We start from the raw sequence: 26,458 nt of genomic DNA on the forward strand, positions 1-26,458 counted from the left end.
GAAGCGCCGGCCGCTGGTGGGCAAGCGCATGGGCGCCGTCCTCGCAGGCTACGAGCCGGTGCCGCCCCAGCAGCGGACGCACCCGAGGGAGAAGCCCGTAGCGCTGCAGTGCCTGCTGATCGCTCGTGCCCGGAGGGCGGCCTGGTGCTGGACCCGTTCGCGGGCACGGGCGCCACCCTCGTCGCCGCGCAGCTGCTCGGCCGGCGCGCGGTGGGCGCGGATCTCGAGGAGCGCTACTGCGAGGCCGCGCCCCGGCGGTTGGAGCAAGCCCAGCGCGAGGGCCTGGGCGAGGCTGCGTGACGCATCCGGTGGGGCGGCTGCGCGCGGCTGCCCCGCCGGGCCATGCCGGCATCCCCGGCGGCGACTCCTTGCGCGACTACTCCTGCACCGCGAGGATGCGCCAGGCGTTCACGTCAACCGCATAGGTGGCGCCTCCCTCCAGGGTGGGCGCCGTGCCGATGTCGCACTTTTTCGGGTTCGGGATGATGCTGACGAGCACAACCCCGGGGGAGGCCGGCGCTGTTGCGACCTCGTAGGACTCGCGGCGGTTGAGGCACTCATAGAGCGGTGTGGCGTCCTTGGGCAGCTTCCGGTCCCAAGGAAGGTAGTCCTCCATGGCGAGCTGGATGGCGCGCAGGGTGGTGCCGCTGATGACTTGCAGCCCCTCGGTTGGCATCGCGAGCGGGATTGCGAAGGCGGCAGCCTCTTCCGGCGGCGCATGCACCGGGCGCGGCGGCCGTTGGAACAGGGCGCATGCGGGCAGCACGCAAAGAAGGGGGAGCAGAACGCGCTTCATGGGGCCTCCGTGCGGGCCACGATTTCGGATGTGCATCGACACGCTCAGCCTTCAGTCATCCACCGTAGTGACGAGCCCGAGGGCCTTGTTCTCGTGCTTGATGATGCCCACCAGCTTCCAGTGCTTGCGTTGTCGGAGGTAGACCTCTCCGGGTTGTTCGCTGCCGAGATTCGGCACGAGCTTGGTGATAGTGCAGGCGCGGTCGAACTGGATGCGGATGGTCCAGATTTGCGTCTCGGCAAGCCGGTCCACGAGCGACAGTGGCGAGGGGCCCACGGGTGGCTGTGGAAGTCCGCGAGCACTATCGCCCGCCCTCTGGAATCGGCGACGTAACGAGGTGGGATGCACTTCTTCCTCTTCGAGGGGCCAACCGGTTCGGGCTCGCCCAGAGGTGAGGGCATGCTGGCGTGGTAGATGCCGTCTCCCAGCGAGTAGATGGCGCCGCAGTACTCTTGCCCATAGTCGCGCTCCATCGCGCGCGGCAGTTGCATGACGGCAGGACAGAGTTGGTCGATGACCTCGTCAACGTCGGACGACGGGGTGACGGCTGCCCAGGGGCCCCGCACGTGGACGTGAGGGCCTGAGCGCCAATAGTCCTTCGTGCCACTCGGTTCAGGCGCCCCGGCACAGCCAATGGCCACGCTGAACGCCGCGACGCGTCCCAGCCGAACTGCTGACATGGCCCCCCTGCCCTAAATCGTGAATTAGAGCCCATATAGGGAAATCTCCAAGTCATGACAATTCGGCTTGCCGCTTTGGGAGGATTTGCGCCCAAGGGGAACCAGGCCGGGCCGGCAGGGCCCGGGCAACGGCGCCCGCGCGGGAGGGAGGGCCGCCCTCCCGCACGGATGGCGCCGGACGCCAGCGCCGTGAGAACAACCCCGCCGGAGTGAAGACCGTTGCGGAGGGAGCCGGCCTTTCTTGGTGGCGCCGCCCTGGAGGAAGCGGGGGGAATGACCGCCTCTCGACTCCCCGGCCGTGGAGCTTGCGGCCGGGCGCCGTCTTCAGACGGGCGCCGCGTCTATACTCCGCGCCCATCATGAAGAAGGATTCGTTCAAGGCCCAGCTGCGCCGAACGTTGCGGTGGGACCTCTGGCTGACGGTGGGCCCCGCGGCCGTCATCGTCAGCATCGCGTTCGCCGTCACGTTCTACTTCGTCAAGCCCGCGCCGCCGAAGACGCTCGTCATCGCCGCGGCGGGAGACGAGGGCGGCTTCCGGTACTTCGCGCGCAAGTATCAGGAGTACCTCGCCAAGCACGGCGTCACGGTGGAAATCCGGCCGACGGAGGGTTCGCTCACCAGCATCAAGCTGCTGGAAGACGCGGGCTCGGGCGTGGACGTTGCCTTCGTGCAGAGCGGTACGTCCGACGCCACGAAGGCCCCCCACGTCGTCTCGCTGGGGAGCCTCTCCTATATCCCGCTGTGGGTCTTCTATCGGGGAGAACCGCTGCGCGATCTGAATGAGCTCCAGGGCAAGCGCATCGTCGTGGGCCCCGAGGAGAGCGGCACGCGGGAGCTGGCCATGAAGCTGCTGGCGGCCAACCGCGTGGGCGCCGCGCCCACGGAGTTGCTCACCTTGGGGCGCGACGAGGGCATCGAGTTGCTCAAACAGGGCAAGGTCGACGCGGTCTTCATCGTATCCCCGGCGGAGTCTCCGCCCATCCAGCGGCTGGCGGGCGTGCCGGACGTGCAGGTCCTCAGCTTCTCGCGCGCGGAGGCCTATGTCCGCCGCTTCCCGTTCCTGTCCAAGCAGCTGCTGCCGCGCGGCGTCTTCGACCTGGGCGCGGATGTTCCGGACCACGACGTGATGCTCCTGTCCCCCACCGCGAACCTGGTGGCGACGGACTCGCTCCACCCGGCGCTGGCGTACCTGCTGATGCGCGCCGCCAGCGAGGTGCATGGCAAGGCGGGCATTCTGGACCGCACGGGCGAGTTCCCCGCCGCGCTGGAGGCGGGCTTCCCGCTCAGCAGCGAGGCGCGCCGCTACTACGAGTCCGGCGTCCCGCTCCTGCACCGCTACCTGCCGTTCTGGGCGGCCAACCTGGTGGACCGGCTGTGGGTGATGCTGGTGCCCTTCATCGCCGTCCTGGTGCCGCTGGGGCGCGTGGCGCCGGCGCTGTACCAGTGGCGGGTGCGCTCGCGCATCTTCCGCTGGTACGCGCGGCTGAAGGAGATCGAGCTCCAGCTCGAGGAGAGCCCGGCCCGGGAGATGCTCGACGACATGCTGCGGCGGCTCGACGAGGCGGAGCGCGAGGTGAACCGCATCCCCATGCCCCTCGCCTACGCGGAGAACCTCTACTTCTTCCGTGAGCACGTCGACGTGGTCCGCCGCCGGCTCATCCGGCGCATCGCCGACTCGGGCGACACCGTCCCCGCGGCCATGTTGACGGCGGAGAAGACGGCGTAGCCACGCGCCCCGCCATTCCTCCGGTGCGGCGTCAGGGCCTCGCAGGTCGCCGCTCCTGGGCCCTGGCTGCCGTGCCTGTCCGGTGCGGCGTCAGGGCCTCGCAGGTCGCCGCTCCTGGGCCCTGGCCGCCCCGCCCGTCAGTTCGCGAGCGCGTGCAGGAGGTTGACGTAGCTGTCGGTCCAGACGCGCCGGTCCAGGACATCGGGAGGTGCTTGCACCTGCCGGAAGGGCAGCTCTCGAGTGAGGTGCGCGACGACGTCCGGAGCCGGGCTCATGGCGAACCAGACGCTGGGTGAGCGGCCCGACGCCAGCTCCTCGGGGGTGAGGCGCTCGGTCTGGCTCACGAGCCCCTGGACCCGCAGCTCCGCGCTCAAGCGGGTGAGGACGGGGACGAGGTCGAAGAGCCGGCTCGAGACATGGAAGAGCATGAGCCCGTCGGGGCGGAGCTTCTGGAGGTAGAGGGCCAGCGCCTCCCGGGTCAGCAGGTGCGTTGGAACGAAGTCGCTGGAGAAGGCGTCGAGGACGATGACGTCGTAGTGGCCATCCTCGGCCTCCTCCAGACGCAGGCGCGCGTCTCCGGCGAGGACGCGGATGTCCGCTGGGCTCGCGCCGAGCACGCTGAAGTGCTGGCGCGCGAGCCGCTCCACCTCCGGGTCCAGCTCGTAGAAGTCCCAGTGCTCGCCGGGGCGGCCATAGGCCGCGAGGCTGCCGATGCCGAGCCCTACGACGGCGACGCGTTCACGCACGATGCTGTCCGATGACAGCACCCGCCCCACGGCGGAGCCCCGGTGGTAGTACGAGAGCGGCTCTCCGCGCTCATCCGGATGGAGGTTCTCCACGCCATGCACGGTGCTGCCGTGCTGGAACAGCCGCAGGCCCTCCGCGTCCTTGACGGTGTAGAGCCCGTAGAAGGTGCGCGAGCCCTCAATCCGCCCACGAGAGAGCATCCACCCGGAGAGCGCGAGCACCGCGATGACGAACAGCGCGGCGCCCGCCGAGAAGTACGGCGCGACCCTGGACACCGGCAGCCCCTGGCCCCGGCGCATCGCGTCCCGCGCCGCCAGTCCTCCCAGCAGCAGCAGTCCCGTGAGGCCATGGTCCAGATAGGGGAGGGCCAGCGCGCCCAGCGTCAGGGGAACGACGAGGGCCAGCAGCAGGGTGCCAATCAGCCCGCCCAGGGAGACGTGGAAGTAGAACGAGCCCAGATGGCGAGGGTCGCCCGGGCGGCACCAGACGAGGTTGCCGTGCATCAACAAGCAGCCGACCCACAGCACCGCGCTGTGCAGCACCAGTGACGGCAGGGACGTCTGGGCGCGGGCCAGGGCGAAGAGGGCCGCGCCCGCGGCGACGATGAGGCTCCCCAGGGCGAGCCGGTGCAGGCCCCTGGGCGTTGGGGGCCGCTTCGAGAAGCAGACGATGAGCGTGAGCAGATACAGCGAGAGGGGGAGAATCCAGAGCAGGGGGATGGACGCGTCCAGCGTGAGGACGTTGGTGACGGCGAGCAGCAGCGCATTGGCGCTCGCGGACAGCAGCAGCCACGTGACGCGCGACGCGAGCGGGGCACGGGGCGCGGACGCCGCCTGGACATCCGCGGGGGCGCGCGGGGCTCCGTCCGCGAGGGCCGGGTGGACCCGCTGGATGCAGAGCAGCGCCAGGACGGTGAAGGCGCCGTAGCCCAGGTACCAGCACAGCAGCTGCTGCTTCAGGTCGAGCGCTGGCTCTACCAGGAAGGGGAAGGTGAGCATCGCCGAGAGCGCCCCCGCGTTCGACGTGCCGTAGAGGAAGAAGGGGTCGCTTCGCGAGGGGTGGTCCGTCCGCGTGAACCAGCCCTGGGCCACGACGCTGGTCGTCGACAGCGCGAGGAAGGGCAAGCCCAGGGAGAAGGTCAGCGTGAGCAGGATGGCCGCGATGGGATGCAGCTCGAACGGGTGCAGCCGGAACGGGAACACGGCCGCGGCGAGCAGCACGAAGAACACGTGCGTCCAGCGATAGCGGCCCTGGTGGGCCGCCAGCGCGACGCGGCTCGAGTAGAAGTACCCGAGCATCAGGACCGCCTGGTAGAAGACCATGCAGGTCGTCCAGATGGCCGCGCTGCTTCCATACGAGGGCAGCAGCAGGCGCGCGACGATGAGCTCCACCTGGAACAGCAGGAAGGAGCCGAGGAAGACCCACAGGTGGAACAGCGCCCCGGTGTAGGCGTGCATCGATGACTTCGGGGAGGGGGCGGCCAGCGGAGCCACTCCGGCTTGTGGATTCTCAGGGGCAGTCGTCATCGTCTGGCCGGGAGTCAACCCGCTTCCACCTCGGAGACCATCGGCCCGTCGGCCGCGCCAGGCCCGGCGTGGCCACGCGTCCGAGCCGGTCGAGGGGCCGTGGCGCGAGCCGTGGCCCATACGCATCGTGCGTGTGGGGCCTTGTGGGTGAGGCGCGGCTCCAGGCGCCTCGAAAAAAACGCAGGGCCTGCCTCAAGGTTTTCGGCGCCGCGCGTTTTGAATTTCGAAGTGGGGACGGGGAGGAAGCAAGCCCGGGGGGGCTGTTGCTTCTGGAGGGCGAGGGCGCACCTCAGTCGGGGCGCGCAGTCATTGGGAGCACGTCGAGGGGGCGTGCTCCCAGTGTTTTTTCTGGAGCTCTCGTCAGAGTGGCTCACGCGGCGGGGAGTGCGTCGGGGGGCGCGCTCCCCGCTGTGTTTTTCTGGGGTTGGCCGCGTGCCGGGCCCGGTTTCCCGGGCGCCGGCCCGCTGCCGTGGCTACTCGGCGTCGGCCGAGGGGAGCACCTTGATGGGCTGCCCGTCGTCGCCCGTCACCGTGGTGCCCGCGGCCTTCTGCTGCTCGGCCGTGGGCGTGCCGACGTTGAAGCTGGACACCTTCGACAGGTGCGTGCCCCGGAAGACGCCCGTGACGGTGACCACCAGGAGCGAGCGGCCTGCACCCGGAGTGAAGCTCACGTCGAACTCGGACACGGAGTCCTCGGTGAAGCTGCCCGTCACCGGGGTGGGCACGCTCGTCACCTTCAGGCCGTCCACGCCGCTGATGTTGACCTGGACGTCGGTCGCCGGGGCGTCGAAGCGGAGGACGATATGGGCCTGGTTCTCACCCACCTTCGCGTCCACCTGAACGGGGGCAGCGACCTTCTGGGTGTCCCCACTCTCGGCGGGCGTGGGGTTCGACTTCGACTGGGAGGTGCAGGCCACCGGCGCCGTGAGCGCGAGGAGGCTGGACAGGGCTGCGATTGCCTTGAGGTTCATGTGCGCTCCGGAATCACTGGCTGGTGATGGAGAGGGAGGGGGTGTAGTTGGCGGCGGTGTCGGAGAAGCCCACCAGCACCAGGACATAGGGTTCGTCGGCCTGGGTGGCCGCGCTGAAGGTCTCCGTGCCGGAGAGGTACCGGTCGGCGCTGCCGATGACCTCTCCCCGGTGGTAGACCTCGATGCCCACGTCCTCCGTCGGGTGGCTCGCGGTGAAGGTCATCGTCCGGCCCGTGCCGTTGAAGACGAAGTACTGGTTCTGCTGGCGCTTGTTGTAGTCGGTGCCGCCGCGCAGCGTGATGTCGGCGTTGAACGGGAAGTAGGTCACGTTGGTGTAGATGCTCCGCAGCGGGGCGTCTCCATCGCCAAAGTCCGAGGTGATGGAGCCGATGCCGTAGAAGTCCAGCAGCGTGTCCACGTCCGCCGCATTGACGCCGGGCTGGGCCTTGAGCCCGTTGATGAACGAGCCGATGGTGGTCAGCGCCGGCGTCGCCTTCTGCGGCCCCACCAGGACGTCGTAGAGGATGCCGATGTCGTACGACACGCGGTCGTGGGCCTCGCTGTTGCCGGAGTCGTGGAGGTCGTAGAGCAGCCGGAAGACGCTCATCTCGGAGAAGGAGCCCCGCCTCGGGTCATCGGTGGTGGGCGTGGGCTCGCTCTCCGCGTCGAAGCCGAAGGCGTTCAGCGTCGAGCCGTCCCAATACGTGTCGGCGTAGATGGGCTCCGGCAGGATGATGCTGGCGAGCGCGTTGCCATAGCCCTCGCCGAAGGCGAGGCGCGGGTCGAGGACGTCACCGCTGGAGTGCGGCCCGCCCGGGCTGTCCGCGCGCGCCAGGTTGGCCTCGAAGTAGTGCCCCCACTCGTGGACGATGACGTGGGCGTCGAACTCGTCGGTGTCCACGCCCTCCCTGCCGAGCACGTAGATTTCGTTCTCCGAGAACGAGAAGTGCGAGGTGCCAATCTGGCCCAGCTCCTTCCTGCCCGACTGCGGGACGTTGTTCGGGCTCCAGTTCACCTTGAGCAGGGGGAAGTCGACCGGACGGGCCTCCAGGAAGGCCTGCGACGCGGTGTACATGCTGTCGAGGATGGCGAAGGGCGCCGCGACGCGCCGACTCGCCGTGTAGCTGGAGCCGGACCAGCCATGGGTGGCGTGAAGGTCCTTGCTCGTCTCCGACCCGGTGAGGGTATTGCCCACGCCCCAGATGGCGTTGTTGTCGGTGTTGTCCTCGATCTGGATTTCCGGCGTGGTCGTCTTCGCGAGCGCGACCACCGTCAGGTTCCCGGTGCCCGAGGGCGTGTAGGTGAGCGAATAGTGGCCCTGTTCGTCGGTGACCCCGTTGCCCACCACGCGCGTTCCCTGCCGCACCTGGACCACCGCGTTGCGCACGGGGCGCGAGGAGACCCGGGCGAAATCCAGCGTGCCCCGGCGCGAGGAGGGGGAGTACACGGCCGGGACGAAGTCATACGTCACCGTGCCGCTCAGCGTGACCGGCTCTCCCGTCCCCGCGTCGTTGCCGCCACCACCATTGCCACCATCGTCGTCGTCACCGGAGCACGCAGGTGCCAATGCCAGGGTGAAGGCGAGTGCCAGCACCCTGCGGGTGAGGCCTCGCGTCGATTTGCGCGTCACGTCCATTCGGTATTTTCCCCCTTGCCCTCGCGCATTCGAGGGCAGGCGGGGCATTGTCGACAAGTCCGCCGACAACTTCAAACGCACATTGGCGACCTGCCTCGTCGCCTCCGGCGTTGACGTCGCGGGCTCAGGGCAGGGGCCCGTCGACCAGGCGCAGCACATCCGCCAGCACGCCGGCGGCCGTCACCGCGGCGCCCGCGCCATAGCCGCGAATCACCAGCGGTGTGGGGCTGTAGCGCTCGGACGTGAAGCTGAGCGCGTTCTCTCCGCCCTTCACCGCCGCCAGCGGGTGTTCCAGGGGAACCGGGACGAGCCCGACGGAGCAGCCATCCTCCGTGACGCTGCCCACGTAGCGCAGCACCTTGCCCTCCGCGCGGAGCGTCTCCACGCGGCGCTGGAAGGCGGCGTCCACCTGGGGGAGCCGGGCGAGGAAGTCGTCCAGAGGGCCGGTGGCGTCGAAGTCCGAGGGCAGCAGCGAGTCCAGGGCCACCTGCTCCAGCTCCACGGTGCGGCCCAGCTCGCGGGCGAGGATGAGCACCTTGCGCGCCACGTCCGTCCCGTGCAGGTCGTCGCGCGGGTCCGGTTCGGTGAAGCGCTTCTCCATGGCGATGCCCACCGCGCGGGACAGGGGCACGCCCTCCTCGGTGAGGCCGAGGATGAAGGACAGCGAGCCGGAGAGGATGCCTTCCACGCGGACCACGCGGTCGCCGGTGCGCAGCATGTTCTTCAGCGTGTCGATGACGGGCAGCGCCGCGCCGACGTTCGTCTCGTACAGGAAGCGCCGCTGGTGCCGCGAGGCCGTCTCGCGCAGCTTGCGCCAGTGGCTCCACGGGCCGGCGTTGGCCTTCTTGTTGGCGGTGACGACGTGGAGCCCGGCCTCCATCAGCGACGGGTAGGCGCGCGCAATCTCCTCGCTGCTGGTGCAGTCCACGAAGACGGGCCGGCCCGGCCGCTTGGCGCGGGCCCAGTCGCGGAAGGTGTCCAGCGGCGCGCCGTCACTGCTGGCCGCGAGCCGCGCCTGCCAGTCCTCCAGGGGCAGGCCCTCGCTGGCGGCCACGCAGCGCTTGCTGTTGGCGATGACGCACACGCGCAGGTCCAGCCCGTGGGCGCGCAGCTTCGGGGCCTGCTGGCGCACCTGCTTGAGCAGCTCGCCGCCCACGCTCCCCACACCGGCCAGCAGCAGCTCCACCACCTCCGTGGTGCCGAAGCACCGCCCGTGGACGTGGGCCAGGGCGCGCGGGCCGTCTGTCTCCGAGATGACGGCGGAGATGCTGCGCTCGCTGGAGCCCTGGGCGATGGCGGCGATGCTGCAACCCACATCCGCCAGCGCGCTGAAGAAGGTGCCGGCCACGCCCACGCGGTGGCGCATCCCGTCACCGACGATGCTGAGCACGGCGAGCCCGCGCTGCTGCTCGATGGTGTCCACCTTGCCCGCGGCGCGCTCCATCTCGAAGGCCGCCTCCAGGGACTGCACGGCGCGCTCCGCGTCGGCCTGCTGGACGCAGAAGCTGATGGAGCACTCGCTGGAGCCCTGGGTGATGAGCACCACGGAGATGCTGGCGTGGGCCATGGCCTCGAAGACGCGGGCGGCGGTGCCTGGCACGCCCTTCAGTCCGGCGCCGGCGAGGTTGACCAGCGCGATGCCGGGCAGGAAGGACAGGCCGCGCACCGGATGCTCGGGCGGGGAGGCGTCGTCGGTGACGCGGGTGCCCGGGTGCTCGGGACGGAAGCTGTTGCAGACGCGCACCGGAATGCCGCGCTCGCGCGCGGGCGCAATCGTCTTGGGGTGGAGCACCTTCGCGCCGAAGTAGGCCAGCTCCATGGCCTCGTTGAAGCTGACCTCCGGCAGGGGAAAGGCCTCGGGCACTAGGCGCGGGTCCGCGCTGAAGATGCCGTCCACGTCCGACCAGATTTCCAGCAGCTCCGCGTCCAGCGCGGCCGCGGCCAGCGCCGCCGAGTAGTCCGAGCCGCCGCGCCCCAGGCACATCGTCTTGCCCCGGCTGTCACCGCCGAAGAAGCCCGGCATCAGCATCAGCCCCGGGCCGCCTGCCTCCCGGAGCGGCGCGAAGCGCGCGCGGCTCTCCTCCTGGAGCGGCGTGGCCTGGAGCGGGTCGCCCGCGCAGAGGATGACGTCCCGCGGCTCCACCGCGTGGGGGGCCAGCCCGCGCGCGTCCATCAGCGCCCCCAGGATGAGGCACGAGGCGCGCTCGCCCAGGCCGGACAGGTGCGCGAGCACCGACGGGGAGCACTCCCGCAGCAGCCCCACGCCCTGCAGCAGGCCTCGCAGCTCCGAGGACAGGGTGGCCAGCCCTTCCTCCAGCGACCGCTGCCGGGCCTCCCCCAGCTCCGCCGCCAGCTCCCGGACGATGCCGCGGTGGACCTCGTCGAAGCGGCCGTGCAGCGACTCCACCGGCTGGCCCTCCTGCGCCGCCCGGGCCGAGTCCACCAGCAGGTTGGTGATGCCGGACACGGCGGAGGCGACCACCATCACCCGCGTCTCCCGCCGCGCCGCCGCGGCCAGGTCCACCACGCCGCGCATCCGCTCGGCGTTGCCCACGCTCGTCCCTCCGAATTTCATCACCCTCATGGCCGCACCTCGCCGAGCAGGCGGGGGCAGGGGGGCTGCGCTTCGCGGGGCGTCGTCTGGAGGCTGGGCTGCATTCGGGGCTCCTGAGGCGTGTGACAACAAAAAAGCCCCGCGCCGGAGAGCGCGGGGCCGAGCTGGAAACCGATGCGGTTCCGAGGCTAGACCGCCCGCGCCCGGCGGGTCGTCGTGGTCGTGGTGGTGGTCGTGAAGGTGAGGGCGGCCGTCGCGGAGGCGCACGGGCAGGCGGGGAACGTCGTTCCCTCGCACTGCACGGGGTGGCCGTGGACGCCGCTCATGAATCGAAGGCTGACCGAACTTGCCGCGGCAAGTCAAGCAGGGGACCTGGCAGGTCCCCGCGCGTCAGGGCCGGGCTCTCGAGGGTGAACGCGAGCCGGCCCTGGCGTTCAGCTTGCCATCCGCACGACCAGCTGGGTGAGGCCGTAGATGAGCACCGCGGTGAGCGCGGACGCGGGGATGGTGAACACCCAGGCCCAGACGATGCGGCCCGCGACGCCCCACTTCACGGTGCGCCAGCCGCGCGTGGCGCCCACGCCGACGATGGCGCCGGTGATGGTGTGCGTGGTGGACACCGGGATGCCGAGCTGGGCGAGCGCGATGATGGTGACACCGCCGCCCGTCTCCGCGGCGAAGCCGCCGATGGGCGCCAGCTTGGTGAGGCTGTGGCCCATGGTGCGCACGATGCGCCAGCCGCCAAAGAAGGTGCCCAGGGCGATGGCCGCGTGGCAGGAGATGATCATCCACCAGTCGATGTGGAACGGCCGGTCCTTCCAGATGGTGCCGAAGAGCACCACCGCGATGATGCCCATCACCTTCTGCGCGTCGTTGGTGCCATGGCTGTAGGAGAAGATGGCGGACGACACGAGCTGCAGCCGGCGGAACCACGAGTCCACCTTCAGCGGCGTCTGGCGGTGCACCGTCCACGTGCTCAGCACCATCAGCCCGATGCCCAGCGTCATGCCGATGAGGGGCGACAGCACGATGAAGGCGGCAATCTTCGCGATGCCCGAGCCCACCAGACCGGCGAAGCCGAGCACGGGCAGGGTGGCGCCAATCATCCCCCCCGCCAGCGCGTGCGATGACGAGGACGGCAGGCCCCACCACCAGGTCAGCAGGTTCCAGATAATCGCGCCCATCAACGCGGCGAAGATGACGGCGAGCACCGCGTTGGGGCCCTGGGCCCGGAGCATCTCGAAGTTGATGATGCCCTTGCCCATGGTGTTGGCCACGTGGACGCCTCCACCGAAGGCCGCCACGAAGTTGAAGAAGGCGGCCCAGGCCACGGCCAGGTTGGGTGACAGCACTCGGGTGGACACCACGGTGGCGATGGAGTTCGCCGCGTCGTGGAATCCATTGATGAAATCGAAGATGAGTGCGACCGCGACAATGAGGATGACGGCGGCGAGTAGCATCTCAGCTGTGCTCCAGCACCACGCCTTCGATGACGTTGGCCACCGACTGGCACTTGTCGGTGGCCGTCTCGATGAAGTCGTAAATCTCCTTCCACTTGATGATGAGCAGCGTGTCCGCGCCGCTCTTGAAGAGCCGGCCCACGCCCGAGCGCAGGGCCTCGTCCGCCTGCGTCTCCAGGCGCTTGATTTCCTTGCACCCGGCGAGAATCTGCTCCGGCTTCTTGATGAGGCGCAGCGCGGCCACCACCTCCTGCACCTTCTGCGTGGACAGCACCAGCAGGCGCGCCAGCTCCGTGGCGTCCGGCAGGCTCTCCGGGATTTCGTAGTAGTGCAGGCGCGCGGCGGCGGCGTTGGTCAGGTCCAGCACGTCGTCAATGCGGGATAGCAGCGTGTGAATCTGTCCCCGGTCGAAGGGGGTGATGAACTGCTGGTGCAGACGGTTGAAGGCCGTGTGGGTGACCTCGTCCCCGCGGCGCTCCACGTCCTTGAGTGCCTGGACCCGCGCGGCGACGTCGCGGTAGTCACTGAGCAGCTCGTAGAGCATCTTCGCGCCTTCGACGGTGACGGCACATTGCGCATCGAAGTCGTCGAAGAACTCGTCCGACTTCGGCATCAGCTTCTCGAGCATCCGTCCCTCCAGGTCGCCTGGTCGCAGGCGACGCCGTTCATGAGGGCCGGTGGAATGGCGGTCACCGGCCCCTGGCGCGCCCGTGAGTACCCTAAGTGGAGAGAATCTCCAGACTTCCTTTCTGCTTGCCTGCGGCTCCCACCCTCGCTAGGGGCGCGCCCGCTGTCGTCGGGGGGGGGCTCAGGGCTGCTCCCCCGCCCGGCGGCCGGCCGCTCAGACGGCGATGACAATCTTCCCGAAGTGCGCGCCCGACTCCATGTAGCGCAGGGCCTCGCGCGCCTGCTCGAAGGGGAAGCTCCGGTCGATGACGGGCTCGAGCCGGTGCTGGGTGATGAGCCGGTTCATGTCCTCGAACATGGCGCGGCTGCCCACATAGGTCCGCTGGACGTCGAGCTTCTTCGGCTCCACCAGGGCCGGGTCGGGCTTGGCGAAGCCGCCGCTGAGCATGCCGATGAGGGAGATATGGCCCCCGGGCCTCGTGGCCCGGACGGAGTGGGGGAAGGTCTCCTCGCCGGCGACCTCCAGGACGTGGTCCACGCCCTGTCCGCCGGTCAGCGCCAGGACCTGCTCCTCCCAGTTCGGGTGCGTGCGGTAGTTGATGGTGCCGTCCGCGCCAAGCCGCCGGGCATGCTCCAGCTTCGCGTCCTGGCTGGAGGTGATGATGACGCGCGCCCCCAGCGCCTTGGCGAGCTGGAGCGCGAAGATGGACACGCCGCCGGTGCCCTGGGCCAGCACCGTCTGTCCGGGCTGGAGCCGTCCTTCCACCACCAGCGCGTTCCAGGCGGTCACGGCCGCGCAGGGGAGGGTGGCCCCGTCCTCGAAGGACAGGTGGTCCGGCAGGAGCACGAGCCCCTCGGCGTCCACGACGACGTACTCCGCCAGCACGCCGTTCACGCTGCCGCCCAGGGCGTTCTGCGTCTTCTCCGGCGTGGCGGGGCCGTCCGTCCAGGTCTGGAAGAAGGTGGGGGCCACTCGGTCGCCCGGCGTCACGCGCGTGACGCCCGGGCCCACGGCCACCACTTCACCCGCGCCGTCCGACGCCGGAATGAGGGCGTCCGGGCGGGCGCCAGGGTAGCGGCCCAGGGCAATGAAGAGGTCCCGGTAGTTGAGGGACACCGCTCGGATGCGGACCAGTGCCTGGCCCGGGCCGGGCTTGGGCTCCGGCCGCTCCACCTGGACCCAACCGTCGATGCTCCCCGTCTTCTGTAGCTCGTAGGCTCTCATGTGCGCATGACTAGCCACGGACAGTCGAGGCCGCCAGGCAACTGGCGTGGGAAGGGCCCGCCTGTCAGGTGGGTTTGCTCGGAGTGTAATGTTGCGAAGCGCGCCGTTGGAGGGAGCCGGGCCCCGGACGGCAAGGGGGTGGGCATGGGGGTCAAAGCCGGATAGATGCAGGCGGCAGCAGGGGAGCGGCCCGCCGGATGGGACGCTCCCGCCGCTTCTCCGGGTTCTTGCATGATGCCGATTCGACCCACGCCCCTGTCTGTCGCGCCGATGATGGACTGGACGGACCGCAACTGCCGGTACTTCCACCGGCAGCTCAGCCGTCACACGCTGCTCTACACGGAGATGGTCACCACGGGCGCCGTGTTGCACGGGGACCGGGAGCGGCTGCTGGGCTACGACGCCGCGGAGCACCCGGTGGCGCTCCAGCTCGGCGGGTCCGAGCCCGCGGCGCTGGCCGAGTCGGCCCGCATCGGTGAGCAGTGGGGCTACGACGAAATCAACCTCAACGTCGGCTGCCCGAGCGACCGCGTCCAGTCCGGCCGGTTCGGCGCCTGCCTGATGGCGGAGCCGGACCTGGTCGCCCGGCTGGTGGGGGCCATGCGGGAGGCGGTGAGCATTCCCGTGACGGTCAAGTCGCGCATCGCCATCGATGACCTGGAGGAGTGGCCGACGCTGGAGGGCTTCGTCCGGAAGGTGTCGGCCGTGGGCTGCACCCGCTTCATCGTGCATGCGCGCAAGGCGTGGTTGCAGGGCCTGAGCCCCAAGGAGAACCGGGACGTCCCGCCGCTGCGCTACGAGCTGGTCCACCGCCTCAAGGCGGAGTTCCCCCACCTGGATATCAGCATCAACGGCGGCATCAAGACGCTGGACGCGGCCGCGGAGCAGCTGCGTCACGTGGATGGGGTGATGATGGGGCGCGCGCCCTATGAGAACCCGTACCTGCTGGCCGAGGCCGACCGGCGCTTCTTCGGCGCCACCACGCCGGTGCCCCAGCGGCACGAGGTCGTCGAGGCGATGCTGCCGTACATCGAGAAGGCCCGGGGGCGCGGCGCGCCGCTGAGCGCCGTCACCCGGCACATGCTGGGCCTCTTCCAGGGGCTGCCCGGCGCGCGCGCGTGGCGCCGGCACCTGAGCGAGAACGCCCACAAGCCGGGCGCGGGGCCGGAGGTCGTCGTGGCGGCGCTCGCCAAGGTGCGGCGGGAGCCCGAGGCCGACGCCGCGGCCTGACCCCGACACCAGAGGGAACCGCAGGCCGGAGACGCCTCCCCGGGACCCGGCATGCGATTCCCTCTGGCCCACGCCCATCTGGCGGGGCCCGTGCCCGTGCGAGGCCCGCTGGCGGACGGGTGGTCCCCAAGCGCCGCTCCAAGCCGGCGCACTCACCCGGTGTGCAGGCGTGCCTCGGGGCACGACGCCACGCGCGACGTCCCCTCCTCCTCCGGGTGCATCACGCCCGGAGGTGCATGGGCCGCAAAGGCGGCCGTGTGCATGACCCGGGTTGTCGCATGGCGGGCTCGAGCGGTGCCCGTCATGGTTTGCGCATGATTCCTTCACGGAGCGCGTCCAGCAGCGCGGGCGGGTCACCTTCGCGGAAGGCGGCGAGGCCCGCCTGGAAGTCCTCGCGCGCGCCGTCCACGTCGCCTTGCCGCGCGCGCAGCACGCCTCGGGCGTGGAGCAGCTCCGGGTCCACCTCGTCGCCCGTCTGCGACGCCAGCGCCTCGGTCAGGTCCTTCACCGCGTCGTTCAGTCGACCCAGGCGCGCCCTGGCGGCGGCGCGCTGCTGCAGCAGCCAGGGGTTGCCGGGGGCCTCGTCGAGCGCGAGCGTCCAGTCGCGCTCAGCCGCGTCGTGGCGGCCGAGGGCCTCCAGCGCCTCGGCGCGCTTCATGTGGAGCACCAGCGCCTTGCGGTAGCCGGACGCCACGAGGGCGTCGAAGTCCGCCACCGCGTCCTCATGCCGGCCCAGGCGAGACAGGCAGAGGGCGCGGTGCAGCCGACTGGTGAGGTGGCCGGGGGCCAGCGCCAGCACGCGCTCGTACCAGTCGAGCGCCTCGGCGGGGAGGCCACCCCAGATGGCCAGCGTCTGCGCCACCTCCAGCAGCACGCGCGCCTGCCGGGGATGGGCCTCGGCCAGGGCCCGGGCGAGCGCGAGCGCCGACGTGTAGCGTCCGCTCCGCCTCAGGCGGTCCACCTCGCGGAGCTGGGCGGCCAGCTCCGGGGGACAGGCTTCGCGGCCGTTGCGCTCCACGCTCAGCGCCTCACACCGTCTGCGGGAAGGCGCGGGTGGCCGCCTCGTAGTCGCTCCACCAGGACTGGAGGACCTTCATGTCGGTGGCGCGGGGCTCGTCACCGGGGCCCGCCATGTCCAGGTAGGCGTGCAGCAGCGGCCGGAAGTAGGGATGCGCGCACCGGTCGATGATGTCCTGGGCGCGCCGCCTGGGTGAGCGGATGTCCAGGTTGAGCGCGTAGCCCTGCTCGGTGACGACGCACTTGATGTCGTGCTCGGTGTGGTCGATGTGCCGCACGTACGGCATGACACAGCTCACCGTCCGGCCGTCCTTCAGCCGGCGCGTGGACGGCGTGTGGACGATGCTCAGGTACGCGTTGCGGAAGAAGTCCCCCGAGCCGCCCAGGCCGTTGACGATGCGCGAGCCGTCGATGTGCGTGGAGTTGACGTGCCCGTAGATGTCCACCTCGATGGGGGTGTTCATCGCGATGACGAAGAGGCGGGAGATGATCTCGGGGCTGTTGGACAGCCACATGGGGCGCAGCACCAGCCGGTCCTTGCTGCGCTCGAACATGTCGAGGAATCGCTGGCGGCCCTCGGCGGAGAAGGACACCGCGGTGGCGGAGGCGTACTCGAACTTCGCGTCGTCCTCCACGTAGCGCAGCATTCCGTCCTGGAAGACCTCGGTCCAGAAGCGGATCTTCTGGAAGGGCGAGTCGTAGAGCTGGCCGATGATGGCGTTGGCCACGTTGCCCACGCCGGACTGGATGGGCGGCAGTCGCTTGCCCCACTGGTACTGCTCCTTGCAGCGCAGCAGGAAGTCGATGACGTTCTCCGCGATGCGCCTGTCGGTGTCGCCCGCGGCCTTGAAGGGCACCGGATGGTCCGGCGTGCGGGACTCCACCACGGCCACGACCTTGCTCAGGTCGAACTCCACATAGGGCGTGCCGATGCGGTCCCTCACATTCACGAGGGGCAGCGGCCAGCCCACGTGTGGGTGGACGGCGGGCAGGACGATGTCGTGGAAGCCCGTGTAGTCCGGCACCGAGGTGTTGACCTCGAGCACGATTTTCTTCGCGCGGGCGAGCGCCTCCGCGCTGATGCCCACCGACGAGGTGAGGATGACGCTGCCATTCTTGCGCACGCGCGACACCTCGACGACGGCCACGTCGATGTCGCCGTAGAAGCCGTACATCAGGTTGCGCGCGAAGGCGGACAGGTGGACATCCGTGAAGTCCATCTCGCCGGCGTGGATGCGGCGCCGCGAGGCGGCCGAGGACATATAGGGGCCGCGCCTGGCGATGAAGGGCGCCAGGGGGCCCTCCACGTCCTCGGACAGGGACGCGCCCGACAGCAGCGTGATGCGCGACTCCGGCGCCGTCTGGGAGAAGTGCCAGGCGAGCGCAGGGAGGAAGGTCTTCGGCTCACCCGACTTGGTGAAGCCACTGATGGCCACGGTGTTGCCGTGGACGACGTGCTTCACCGCTTCCTCGACGGGGACAACCTTCGCCAGCAGCTCGGCGTTCTCGATCCGGTCCTTCAGCGTGCTCGTCGCGGTCATTGCTCAGGCATCTAACACACCGCGTCTTGTCCGGGGCCGCGGCGTGGGGCGGGAACAGGTGGGCAGGCAGGCGTGTTGGGGCGCCCGCGATTCCGTCCCCCGGTTCGCGGCGGGATGCCGTTAGGCTCCGTCCCTGTTCAGCCCCTTTACTTCGGGAGACATCCCTCGATGCGCAAGCTCATCTTCGCCGGCGCGGGCATGGCCGTACTCGTGTCCGCCGGCTGTGCGACGACCTCGCAGGAGTCCCAGTCCATGGCCACCCCATCCCCCGCGCCCCAGGCCGCCGCCCCCGCCGAGCCTGCCGCCCAGGCCAACCCGCTGCTCGCGAAGTGGGCGGGCCCCTATGGCGGCGTGCCCCCGTTCGACCAGGTGAAGGTGGAGCTGTTCAAGCCGGCGCTCGAGGCCGCGATGGCGCAGACGCGCAGCGAGCTGGCGGCCATCGCCAACAACCCGGAGGCGCCGACCTTCGAGAATACGCTGGTGGCGCTGGAGGCCGCTGGCAAGACGCAGGGTGACGTGGAGACGCTCTACGGCATCTGGAGCTCGTCCATGAGCGGGCCGGAGTTCCAGGCGCTGGAGCGGGAGATGGCGCCGAAGCTGGCCGCCTTCGAGGACGAGATCTTCCAGAACGAGGCGCTCTTCCGCCGCATCGAGGCGGTGTACCAGTCGCCGGACAAGGCGAAGCTGACGCCCGAGCAGCAGCGGCTCGCGTGGCTGCACTACACGCGCTTCGTGCGCTCCGGCGCGAAGCTGGACGCGGCGGCGAAGCAGAAGCTGGCGGCCATCAACCAGCGGCTGGCCTCGCTCTACACGTCCTTCAGCCAGAACGTGCTGGCGGACGAGGAGGGCTACACCGTCGTGCTCGAGTCGGAGGCGGACCTGGCGGGCCTGCCGGACTCCGTGCGCGCGGGCGCCGCCGCCGCGGCCGAGGCGCGTGGCCTGAAGGGCAAGTGGGTCATCACCAACACGCGCTCCTCCATGGAGCCGTTCCTGACGTACTCGTCTCGGCGCGACCTGCGCGAGAAGGTGTGGCGCCACTACGTCAACCGCGGTGACAACGGCGACGCGCGCGACAACAACGCCATCATCTCCGAAATCCTCAAGCTGCGCGCCGAGCGCGCCGCGCTGCTGGGCTACAAGACGCACGCGCACTGGCGGCTGGAGAACGCCATGGCCCGCACGCCCGAGCGCGCCATGGAGCTGATGGAGGCCGTCTGGAAGCCCGCGGTGGCCCGCGTCCACGAGGAGGTCGCGGACATGCAGCGCGTGGCCGACCAGGAGGGCGCGAAGATCAAGATTGAACCCTGGGACTACCGCTACTACGCGGAGAAGGTCCGCAAGGCGAAGTACGACCTGGACCAGAACGAGGTGAAGCCCTACCTCCAGCTGGAGAAGCTGCGCGAGGGCATGTTCTGGGTGGCCGGCGAGCTGTTCGGCTTCTCCTTCACCCAGGTGAACGACGTGCCCGTCTTCCACCCCGATGTGCGCGTCTGGGAGGTGAAGGACAAGGCCAGCGGGCGGCACGTGGGGCTGTGGTACTTCGACCCCTACGCGCGCAAGGGCAAGCGCTCCGGCGCGTGGATGAACGCCTACCGCAGCCAGGAGCGGTTCCGGGGCGAGGTCACCACCATCGTCTCCAACAACTCCAACTTCGTGAAGGGCCAGCCCGGGGAGCCGGTGCTCATCAGCTGGGAGGATGCCTCCACGTTGTTCCACGAGTTCGGCCACGCGCTGCACGGCCTCAGCTCCAACGTGACGTACCCCTCGCTGTCCGGCACGGCGGTGGCGCGCGACTACGTGGAGTTCCCGTCGCAGCTCCTGGAGCACTGGCTGTCCACGCCCGAGGTGCTGAACACCTACGCGCTGCACTACCAGACGGGGAAGCCCATTCCCCAGGCGCTGGTGGACCGCATCGAGAAGGCCTCCACCTTCAACCAGGGCTTCGCGACGGTGGAGTACCTGTCCAGCGCGCTGGTGGACATGAAGCTGCACCTGGCGGGCGCCACGCCCATCGACGCGGACGCCTTCGAGCGCGACACGCTGAAGGCGCTGGGCATGCCGAAGGAAATCGTCATGCGGCACCGCACGCCGCAGTTCGGCCACGTCTTCGCGGGTGACGGGTACTCGGCGGGCTACTACAGCTATCTGTGGTCGGACACGCTGACGGCGGACGCCTACGAGCGCTTCACGGAGGGCAAGGGCGCCTACGACAAGGACGTGGCCGCGCTGCTGCGCAAGCACGTGTTCTCCGTGGGCAACACCCTGGATCCGGCCGACGCGTACCGCGCCTTCCGGGGCCGTGAGGCCGGCATCCAGGCGCTGATGCGCAAGCGCGGCTTCCCCGTGCCCGCCGCGCAGGCCGCGCCGAAGAAGGCCGCGAAGTAGCGGCCAGCGGTGCGCCAGCGAGCCTCGCCCGGTGGGGCGGGCCCGGGCTACCCCTCCAGCGGGAAGAAGTGGCTGAAGGGGCCCGGGCCCTTGCCCAGGGCCAGCGGGTGCTCCAGCGCGGCGGTGACGTAGGTCTTCGCGCGCCGGGTGGCCTCCAGCGGCGGCTGCCCCAGCGCCAGGTGGGCGGCGATGGCCGCCGACAGCGTGCACCCCGTGCCGTGGGTGTTGCGCGTGTCCACCGCGCGCAGGTGGAGCGTCTCCAGGCGCTCGCCGTCGAACCAGACGTCGGTGCCGCGCAGCGCGCCCGTCATGCCGCCGCCCTTCACCAGCACGGCCCTGGGCCCGAGCCGGTGGATGCGGCGCGCCGCCTCCTGCATGTCCTCCAGCGTCTCCAGCCGCATGCCGGCGAGCAGCTCCGCCTCGTGGCGGTTGGGCGTGGCCACCGTGGCCAGGGGCAGCAGCAGCTCCCTGAGCGCGCCCACCGCCGCGTCGTCGATGAGGCGCGCGCCAGCGCGGGACACCATGACGGGGTCCACCACCAGCGGGCCCAGGCCCAGCGCGCGCAGGCGCTGCGCCACGGTGGTGATGATGGCCGGGTTGACGAGCATGCCCGTCTTCACGGCTCCCGCGCCGATGTCGGAGGCCACGGCGTCAATCTGCGCGGCGACGGCCTCCGGGGACAGCACGTCCACGCGGGTGACGCCCTGCGTGTTCTGCGCGGTGATGGCCGTCAGGGCGCTGGTGCCATGGACGCGGTGGAAGGCGAAGGTGCTCAGGTCGGCCTGGATGCCGGCGCCGCCCCCGCTGTCGGAGCCGGCGATGGTGAGCGCGGTGGCCACGGACTTCGAAGTCTCCATGCCCGCCATGGTGCGGGAGCGGACGCCCCGCCGCCAGTGCTTCGAGCGCTACGGGTCCAGGAAGGCGTGCTTCACCGCGTCGAGCAGCGGGTCCCGGTGCCCGTTCTCCGGCTGGAGGAAGTGGCCCTGGCTGATGGTCCAGATGATGGTGCCGCCCAGGTTCTTCTCGCGCGCGTACTGGCCCTTGAGGGCGATGGAGCGCGGGTCCTCGTAGGAGACGTAGTTGCAGAGCCCCGGGCCATGGCCGCTGGGGAACGACAGGTAGGGCACCTGGGCCTCGTCGTCCCAGCGGCTGGCATCCGCCCGGTAGTAGTGCGTCATGATGTTGGCGTAGCTCATGAAGTTGTCGCTCTGGCCCTCGAAGACGCCCTCACGGCCGTCCAGCGGCGTGTGGGGCTCCGTCACGCCGCCCCAGCACGTGCCGAAGAAGCCGATGCCCATGCCCAGCCGCCCCGCGGGGACGCCCGCCTCCAGGTAGCCCTCCACGGAGTGCGAGACGGAGGTGGGGTGGAACTGCGAGTGGCCGTAGAGCGGACTGGAGTGCCAGCTCTCCCAGCCGCCCCAGTGCCCGCTCATCTTGTAGGACATGATGTTGAGCTGGTCGACGCGCGACGCCAGCCGCTTCATGAAGTCCGCCCGGTGCCGGCTCATGGGGAAGTTCGAGTTGAGCCAGTCCACCGGCACCGTGAGGATGATGTCCGGCCGGGCGGCGCGCAGGCCCTCCAGCAGCGCCAGCAGCGGCTCGCCGTCGTCGGGCTGCATGGGCGCGCCCTCCGGGATGTCCGCCGCCAGGATGATGGGCTCCCAGTCCACGTCGACGCCGTCGTAGCCCAGCTCGTCCATGAGCTGGATGATGTTGCGGATGAAGTGCGCGCGCTGGGCCTCGGACGCCGCGTGCACGAAGTTCTGGTGCTCGCCGAAGCCGCCGAGCATGAGCAGCGCCTTGCGCCCCTGCTGGTGGGCGCGCGCCGCCAGGGCCCTGGCCATGGCGCGGCCGTGGCTGTCGTCGAGGTTGGCGTCGAAGTTGGCGTTCAGCGTGCCGTTGGGGTTCGGCTTCACGCGGCCCACCACGAGGTGCGTGATGCCCGCCAGGTCCACCGCGTCCACCGGCTGCATCCCCAGCTGGTAGCCCACGAAGTAGCCCGTCACCCACGCCGTGGGCTCGCCACCCGCGCGAGGCTGGACGGTGTTGGCGGCGGCGGAGGGCCCTTGCCCCTGCGCGTTGGTGGCCGCGACGGTGATGCGGTAGGGCACGCCGTTGACCAGCCCCGGGATGACGGCGCTCGCGGCCGGGGCGTCCACCGTCACCGTGACGCCGCCGGGCTCCGCGGTGAGGCGGTACTGGCTCAGGGGCCTGCCGCCGTAGCTGGCCGGGGCAAGCCAGCTCACGTAGGCGTGCCCGTTGCCGGGCGTGGCGCGGACGGAGCGGGGCTGGCCTGGAACCGTGGGGTTCGCGATCGACAGGCCGGGCTGCGGCGTCACCAGCTCCGTCTGCACCGAGGCGGGGCCTTCCCCGTGGATGTTCACCGCCGACACCTTGAAGGTGTACGCGAAGCCGTTGTGGAGGCCGCGCACCGTCGCCTGGACCTCGTCCGACGTGACGATGGCGCCCCCGCAGGCGGGCTCGCACCGCACGATGTAGTACATGACGGGGTGGCCCCCATCGCGCGTGGGAGGCCTCCACGTCACCAGGGCCTCGGCGTCGGCGGCCTGGGCCGCCGCGTCCTCCGGGGCGCCGGGAAGTCCCGGGTCATCCGCACCACCCCCCGCACAGCCGACCAGGGCCCCCAGGAGCAGGCCAAGCCAGAGCTGATTCCTCACCGCGGACGCCTTTCTCACAGCGAACCCCCTGCGACGAACTGCGTCGTCTACACGACTTGCCCATCGCGGTGAAGGTGGAAAATGTTCACAATGCTGTAAAGCATAGATTCACGGACGAGGTGCGTGGGCGTTGCCAGGCGGCTGGCGAAACCGCGGGGCCTCGGGCGGCGTTTGCTACCGTGATGCGCCCCTTCCGCGAGCCTGTCCGATGAAACGTCTCCTCCTGTCGTTGCTGGTCGTCGTCGTCATCCTCGCGGGGGTGCTCCTCACGAAGGCGGCCCGCTTCACCTCGCGGCAGGTGCAGCCGGAGGCAGCCGCGCCCTTCACTGTGGATGCGGACGCGGCTGCGTCCCGGCTGGGCGGCGCGCTGCGGTTGAAGACGCTGGCCGCGTCGGAAGGCAAGCCCGCGGAGGATGCCGCCTTCGCCGCGCTCCACGCCTACATCCAGGAGCAGTACCCGCGCGTACACCAGACGCTGAAGCGCGAGCCCGTGGGCGCGCACTCGGTGCTGTACACCTGGCCGGGCACCGACGCGTCGCTGCGGCCAGCGATGCTGCTGGGCCACCTGGACGTGGTGCCGGTGGAGCCCGGCACGGAGTCGTCCTGGACGCATCCGCCCTACAGCGGGCAGGTGGCGGACGGCTACATCTGGGGCCGTGGCGCGCTGGATGACAAGGGGAGCGTGTTCGGCATCCTGGAGTCGGTGGAGGCGCTGCTCGCGGCGGGCTTCCAGCCCCGGCGCACGGTGCTGCTCGCCTTCGGTGGGGACGAAGAGGTGGGCGGGCACGAGGGCGCGGAGGCGACGGCGAAGCTGCTCCGCGAGCGCGGCGTGACGCTGGAGTCCGTGCTCGATGAGGGCGGGATGATCATGTCGGGCACCGTGCCCGGGGTGACATCGCCGGTGGCACTGGTCGGGGTGGCGGAGAAGGGCTTCGCCAGCGCCGAGCTCATCGTGGACGGCGAGGGCGGGCACTCGTCCATGCCGCCGCCCCAGACGGCCGTGGGCGTCCTGAGCCGCGCCATCTCCCGGCTGGAGGAATCGCCCATGCCCGCGCACCTGCGCGGCGGCAGCCGGGCGCTCTTCGAGTTCGCCGGGCCGGAGATGGGCTTCGGCATGCGGGTGCTCTTCGCCAACCTGTGGCTGTTCGAGCCGCTGGTGCTGCGGCAGCTCACCGCCAAGGCCACCACCAACGCCGCGGTGCGCACCACCACCGCGGCCACCATGTTCGAGGGCAGCGAGCGCGACAACGTGCTGCCCGCCCGGGCCCGCGCGGTGGTGAACTTCCGCATCCTCCCGGGAGACTCGGTGGAAGGGGTGCTCGAGCACGTGCGGCGCGTGGTGGATGACCCCCGGGTGAAGGTGAGCACCCTGGGCTTCCGCAGCGAGCCCTCGCCGGTGTCGCGCATGGACTCCGAGGCCTGGACCCAGCTCCAGCGGAGCGTGCGCCAGGTGTTCCCGGACGTCGTCGTCGCGCCGTACCTCATGCTGGGTGCGTCCGACTCGCGCTACTTCACCGGGCTGAGCGAGAACGTCTATCGCTTCATGCCCCTGCGCCTGGAGAGCGCCGATTTGTCACGGCTCCATGGCAAGGATGAGCGCGTGTCCGTGCAGGGCTACGCGGACGCGGTGCGCTTCTACGCACAGTACGTCCGCAACGTCGCGAACTGAGGCGGACCGCCGGGCGCCGCCCTCAGAGTTTCCGCGAAAGTGGTGTTTCGCCCGCTGTTATCATGAATGCAAATGTGGGCAGAGTGCGGGGAACACCGGGAAAGTCCGTCCCGCCTGCACATCTGCGTGCCGTCTGCACATGACCTCTGTCGACTTGTCGTGACGCGTTGACAGGCGTGCGAAGCAATTTCAGCATTTGCTCCCATGGTGAACCCCCCTCGCGGAACACGGCTGGCGAGCGCGTTGCTCGCATCTCTTCTCTTCACGTTGGTGGCATGTAGTGGCGGGGGAGGTTCGGCGAAGCCCGATGCCGGCCCGAACCCGGACATCCCGGATGCGTCGACGCCCGATGCGGGCAACGACTGTGGCGATGGCCAGCGCCAGTCCCACGAGGCCTGTGACGACGGCAATACGGCGGACGGCGACGGCTGCAACGCGACGTGCACCGAGGTGGAGGGCGGGTTCCTGTGCGAGGTGCCGGGGCAGCCGTGCGTCCGCCTGATGAACTGCGGCAACGGTCGCGTCGAGGAGGGCGAGGACTGCGACGACCGGAACCTGGTCAGCGGTGACGGCTGCAACGGAAGCTGCCGCATCGAGAATGGCTGGGCGTGCCCGGCGCAGGGCGGCCGCTGCCGCGCCAAGGAGTGCGGTGACGGCATCATCGCCGGTGACGAGGAGTGCGAGGACGGCAACGCCACTCCGGGTGACGGTTGCAGCGAGGTCTGCCGGCTCGAGGACGGCTGGCAGTGCCCGCCGGGGCAGCCGTGCAGCCGCACCACCTGCGGCGATGGTGTCCAGGAGGGCACGGAGCAGTGCGACGACGGCAACACCGTCGTCGGTGACGGGTGCTCGCCGCTGTGCACGCGCGAGCCGCGCTGCTCGGACGGCAACTGCGAGGAGACGTGCGGCGACGGCCTCATCCTCCCCAACAGCGCCACCGAGGAGTGCGACGACGGCAACACGCGCGCCAACGACGGCTGCTCGCCGGACTGCAAGCTGGAGGAGGGCTTCGCGTGCGTGCTCATCGAGCAGGAGCCGCCCGCGCAGGTGTCCATCCCCGTCGTCTACCGCGACTTCCGCGGCTACGACCTGCCGGCCGCCAATGGCCTGCCGCGCGGGCATATCGACTTCGAGAACAAGAACGCCGGTCACGAGCTGGGCATCATGGCGAACCGCCTGGACGCGAATGGCCGCCCCGTCTACGCGAAGGAGGGCCAGCCCTCGAACAACACCAACGGCCGGGCGGCGTTCGACCAGTGGTACCGGGATGAGTCGGCGAGCAACATCAACAGGACGATCGTCGGCAGCCTGGTGCTCGACCGCCAGGGCGATGGCTCCTACGTCTTCGACGACCAGACGTTCTTCCCGCTCGACGATGTGCCGGGCAGCTGGGTGGCGACCGGCGACGAGCCGCTGCGCAACGACAACACGGGCGGGCAGCGCAACTTCAGCTTCACCAGCGAGGCGCGCTACTGGTTCGAGTACAAGGGCTCGGAGGTGCTCACCTTCCGCGGTGACGACGACGTGTGGGTGTTCGTCAACGGCCGTCTGGCGCTGGACCTGGGTGGCGTTCATGGCGCAATGAATGGCACCGTGAACGTCGCGGACCAGGCCAGCTCCCTGGGCCTGCGGGAGGGCGGCATCTACGAGGTGGTGGTGTTCCAGGCCGAGCGCCACACCTCCGCGTCCTCGTACCGCCTCACGCTCAACAACTTCCTCACCGCCCGCACCGAGTGCACCGCCACCTGCGGCGACGGCATCGTGGACGAGGAGGCCGGCGAGGAGTGCGACGACGGCGTCAACGCCGGTGGCTACGGCGAGTGCGGCCGCGGCTGCCTCTGGGGCCCCCGCTGCGGTGACGGCGAGACCCAGGAGGACGAAGGCGAGGAGTGCGACGACGGCAACAACGTCAGCCGCGATGGCTGCAGCTCGACGTGCAGGCTGGAGATTGGCTGAGCGCGCTGTCGTGAGGTGACGGGTGAGGCGCCG

The 26,458-nt window shown here is 70.2% G+C and carries 19 protein-coding genes; 6 read left to right on the forward strand and 13 right to left on the reverse strand.

The annotated features are described in order from the left end of the window. Positions 1–108 precede the first annotated feature (108 nt). Positions 109–300: a DNA methyltransferase gene (locus VZL07_RS26195; RefSeq protein ID WP_426750430.1), complete on the forward strand. Its 192-nt coding sequence runs from the start codon at positions 109–111 to the stop codon at positions 298–300. A gap of 76 nt (positions 301–376) precedes the next feature. Here the strand turns inward: VZL07_RS26195 and VZL07_RS26200 are convergent, their stop codons facing one another. Both VZL07_RS26200 and VZL07_RS26205 read right to left on the reverse strand, forming a co-directional pair. Continuing rightward, entirely contained in the window at positions 377–796 is a 420-nt protein-coding gene (locus tag VZL07_RS26200; protein ID WP_426750432.1) for a hypothetical protein, read from the reverse strand. Between the two features lie 51 nt (positions 797–847). Then, on the reverse strand, positions 848–1,072 hold the full coding sequence (locus VZL07_RS26205) for a hypothetical protein (protein WP_426750434.1): 225 nt from the start codon (positions 1,070–1,072) through the stop codon (positions 848–850). A 763-nt stretch (positions 1,073–1,835) separates the two neighbouring features. Between VZL07_RS26205 and VZL07_RS26210 the strand changes: the two genes are divergently transcribed. Beyond that, complete coding sequence (locus VZL07_RS26210) at positions 1,836–3,203, forward strand: TAXI family TRAP transporter solute-binding subunit (RefSeq protein ID WP_426750436.1); 1,368 nt, start codon at positions 1,836–1,838, stop codon at positions 3,201–3,203. Positions 3,204–3,340: 137 nt separating this feature from the next. On the opposite strand, the gene VZL07_RS26215 is transcribed toward VZL07_RS26210, so the two are convergent. The 7 genes from VZL07_RS26215 to VZL07_RS26245 all read right to left on the reverse strand — a co-directional run bounded on the left by VZL07_RS26215 (position 3,341) and on the right by VZL07_RS26245 (position 13,949). Next, positions 3,341–5,407 carry a spermidine synthase gene (locus VZL07_RS26215; protein ID WP_426750438.1) on the reverse strand — a complete coding sequence of 689 codons (2,067 nt, stop codon included), beginning with the start codon at positions 5,405–5,407 and terminating at the stop codon, positions 3,341–3,343. Between the two features lie 542 nt (positions 5,408–5,949). Continuing rightward, positions 5,950–6,447: a hypothetical protein gene (locus VZL07_RS26220; protein WP_426750440.1), complete on the reverse strand. Its 498-nt coding sequence runs from the start codon at positions 6,445–6,447 to the stop codon at positions 5,950–5,952. A gap of 13 nt (positions 6,448–6,460) precedes the next feature. Continuing rightward, complete coding sequence (locus VZL07_RS26225) at positions 6,461–8,083, reverse strand: carboxypeptidase-like regulatory domain-containing protein (RefSeq protein WP_426750442.1); 1,623 nt, start codon at positions 8,081–8,083, stop codon at positions 6,461–6,463. A 124-nt stretch (positions 8,084–8,207) separates the two neighbouring features. Next, positions 8,208–10,667, reverse strand: coding sequence for a bifunctional aspartate kinase/homoserine dehydrogenase I (gene thrA, locus VZL07_RS26230; RefSeq protein ID WP_426750444.1), 2,460 nt, complete (start codon positions 10,665–10,667; stop codon positions 8,208–8,210). A 404-nt stretch (positions 10,668–11,071) separates the two neighbouring features. After that, complete coding sequence (locus VZL07_RS26235) at positions 11,072–12,097, reverse strand: anion permease (RefSeq protein ID WP_426750446.1); 1,026 nt, start codon at positions 12,095–12,097, stop codon at positions 11,072–11,074. A 1-nt stretch (position 12,098) separates the two neighbouring features. Next, the gene (locus VZL07_RS26240) at positions 12,099–12,725 is read right to left on the reverse strand and encodes a DUF47 domain-containing protein (protein ID WP_426750448.1); all 627 of its coding nucleotides are present in this window, start codon (positions 12,723–12,725) and stop codon (positions 12,099–12,101) included. Between the two features lie 213 nt (positions 12,726–12,938). Next, on the reverse strand, positions 12,939–13,949 hold the full coding sequence (locus VZL07_RS26245; RefSeq protein ID WP_426750450.1) for a zinc-dependent alcohol dehydrogenase family protein: 1,011 nt from the start codon (positions 13,947–13,949) through the stop codon (positions 12,939–12,941). A 231-nt stretch (positions 13,950–14,180) separates the two neighbouring features. Between VZL07_RS26245 and dusA the strand changes: the two genes are divergently transcribed. Beyond that, a complete protein-coding gene (gene dusA / locus VZL07_RS26250; RefSeq protein WP_426750453.1) occupies positions 14,181–15,179 on the forward strand; it encodes a tRNA dihydrouridine(20/20a) synthase DusA in 999 nt (332 codons plus the stop codon). A 301-nt stretch (positions 15,180–15,480) separates the two neighbouring features. Here dusA and VZL07_RS26255 read toward each other — a convergent pair whose 3' ends face one another. Then, positions 15,481–16,197, reverse strand: a complete 717-nt coding sequence (locus VZL07_RS26255) for a tetratricopeptide repeat protein (RefSeq protein ID WP_426750455.1) — start codon at positions 16,195–16,197, stop codon at positions 15,481–15,483. Between the two features lie 10 nt (positions 16,198–16,207). Then, the gene (locus VZL07_RS26260; RefSeq protein ID WP_426750457.1) at positions 16,208–17,737 is read right to left on the reverse strand and encodes an acetyl-CoA hydrolase/transferase C-terminal domain-containing protein; all 1,530 of its coding nucleotides are present in this window, start codon (positions 17,735–17,737) and stop codon (positions 16,208–16,210) included. Between the two features lie 168 nt (positions 17,738–17,905). On the opposite strand from VZL07_RS26260, the gene VZL07_RS26265 reads away from it, so the two are divergent. Beyond that, the gene (locus tag VZL07_RS26265; protein ID WP_426750459.1) at positions 17,906–20,122 is read left to right on the forward strand and encodes a M3 family metallopeptidase; all 2,217 of its coding nucleotides are present in this window, start codon (positions 17,906–17,908) and stop codon (positions 20,120–20,122) included. A 47-nt stretch (positions 20,123–20,169) separates the two neighbouring features. Here VZL07_RS26265 and thiD read toward each other — a convergent pair whose 3' ends face one another. Together thiD and VZL07_RS26275 are read right to left on the reverse strand one after the other, a co-directional pair. Next, entirely contained in the window at positions 20,170–20,988 is an 819-nt protein-coding gene (gene thiD, locus VZL07_RS26270) for a bifunctional hydroxymethylpyrimidine kinase/phosphomethylpyrimidine kinase (protein WP_426750461.1), read from the reverse strand. Positions 20,989–21,027: 39 nt separating this feature from the next. Beyond that, positions 21,028–22,800, reverse strand: a complete 1,773-nt coding sequence (locus VZL07_RS26275) for a glycosyl hydrolase family 18 protein (protein ID WP_426750463.1) — start codon at positions 22,798–22,800, stop codon at positions 21,028–21,030. Positions 22,801–23,008: 208 nt separating this feature from the next. Between VZL07_RS26275 and VZL07_RS26280 the strand changes: the two genes are divergently transcribed. Both VZL07_RS26280 and VZL07_RS26285 read left to right on the forward strand, forming a co-directional pair. Further along, positions 23,009–24,469, forward strand: a complete 1,461-nt coding sequence (locus VZL07_RS26280; protein ID WP_426750464.1) for a M20 family peptidase — start codon at positions 23,009–23,011, stop codon at positions 24,467–24,469. 204 nt (positions 24,470–24,673) lie between these two features. Further along, positions 24,674–26,425 carry a DUF4215 domain-containing protein gene (locus VZL07_RS26285; RefSeq protein WP_426750465.1) on the forward strand — a complete coding sequence of 584 codons (1,752 nt, stop codon included), beginning with the start codon at positions 24,674–24,676 and terminating at the stop codon, positions 26,423–26,425. Positions 26,426–26,458 lie beyond the last annotated feature (33 nt).

Origin of the sequence: Pseudomyxococcus flavus (genome assembly GCF_050038885.1) — a bacterium.
GTDB classification, from domain to species: domain Bacteria; phylum Myxococcota; class Myxococcia; order Myxococcales; family Myxococcaceae; genus Myxococcus; species Myxococcus flavus.

Coding starts and splice junctions, on each gene's coding strand:
- VZL07_RS26225 (WP_426750442.1), bottom strand. CDS start 8,083: ATGGACGTGACGCGCAAATCGACGCGAGGCCTCACCCGCAGGGTGCTG.
- VZL07_RS26240 (WP_426750448.1), bottom strand. CDS start 12,725: ATGCTCGAGAAGCTGATGCCGAAGTCGGACGAGTTCTTCGACGACTTC.
- VZL07_RS26200 (WP_426750432.1), bottom strand. CDS start 796: ATGAAGCGCGTTCTGCTCCCCCTTCTTTGCGTGCTGCCCGCATGCGCC.
- VZL07_RS26235 (WP_426750446.1), bottom strand. CDS start 12,097: ATGCTACTCGCCGCCGTCATCCTCATTGTCGCGGTCGCACTCATCTTC.
- dusA (WP_426750453.1), top strand. CDS start 14,181: ATGATGCCGATTCGACCCACGCCCCTGTCTGTCGCGCCGATGATGGAC.
- VZL07_RS26220 (WP_426750440.1), bottom strand. CDS start 6,447: ATGAACCTCAAGGCAATCGCAGCCCTGTCCAGCCTCCTCGCGCTCACG.
- thrA (WP_426750444.1), bottom strand. CDS start 10,667: ATGAGGGTGATGAAATTCGGAGGGACGAGCGTGGGCAACGCCGAGCGG.
- VZL07_RS26215 (WP_426750438.1), bottom strand. CDS start 5,407: ATGCACGCCTACACCGGGGCGCTGTTCCACCTGTGGGTCTTCCTCGGC.
- VZL07_RS26285 (WP_426750465.1), top strand. CDS start 24,674: ATGGTGAACCCCCCTCGCGGAACACGGCTGGCGAGCGCGTTGCTCGCA.
- VZL07_RS26280 (WP_426750464.1), top strand. CDS start 23,009: ATGAAACGTCTCCTCCTGTCGTTGCTGGTCGTCGTCGTCATCCTCGCG.
- VZL07_RS26260 (WP_426750457.1), bottom strand. CDS start 17,737: ATGACCGCGACGAGCACGCTGAAGGACCGGATCGAGAACGCCGAGCTG.
- VZL07_RS26210 (WP_426750436.1), top strand. CDS start 1,836: ATGAAGAAGGATTCGTTCAAGGCCCAGCTGCGCCGAACGTTGCGGTGG.
- VZL07_RS26245 (WP_426750450.1), bottom strand. CDS start 13,949: ATGAGAGCCTACGAGCTACAGAAGACGGGGAGCATCGACGGTTGGGTC.
- VZL07_RS26265 (WP_426750459.1), top strand. CDS start 17,906: ATGCGCAAGCTCATCTTCGCCGGCGCGGGCATGGCCGTACTCGTGTCC.
- thiD (WP_426750461.1), bottom strand. CDS start 20,988: ATGGCGGGCATGGAGACTTCGAAGTCCGTGGCCACCGCGCTCACCATC.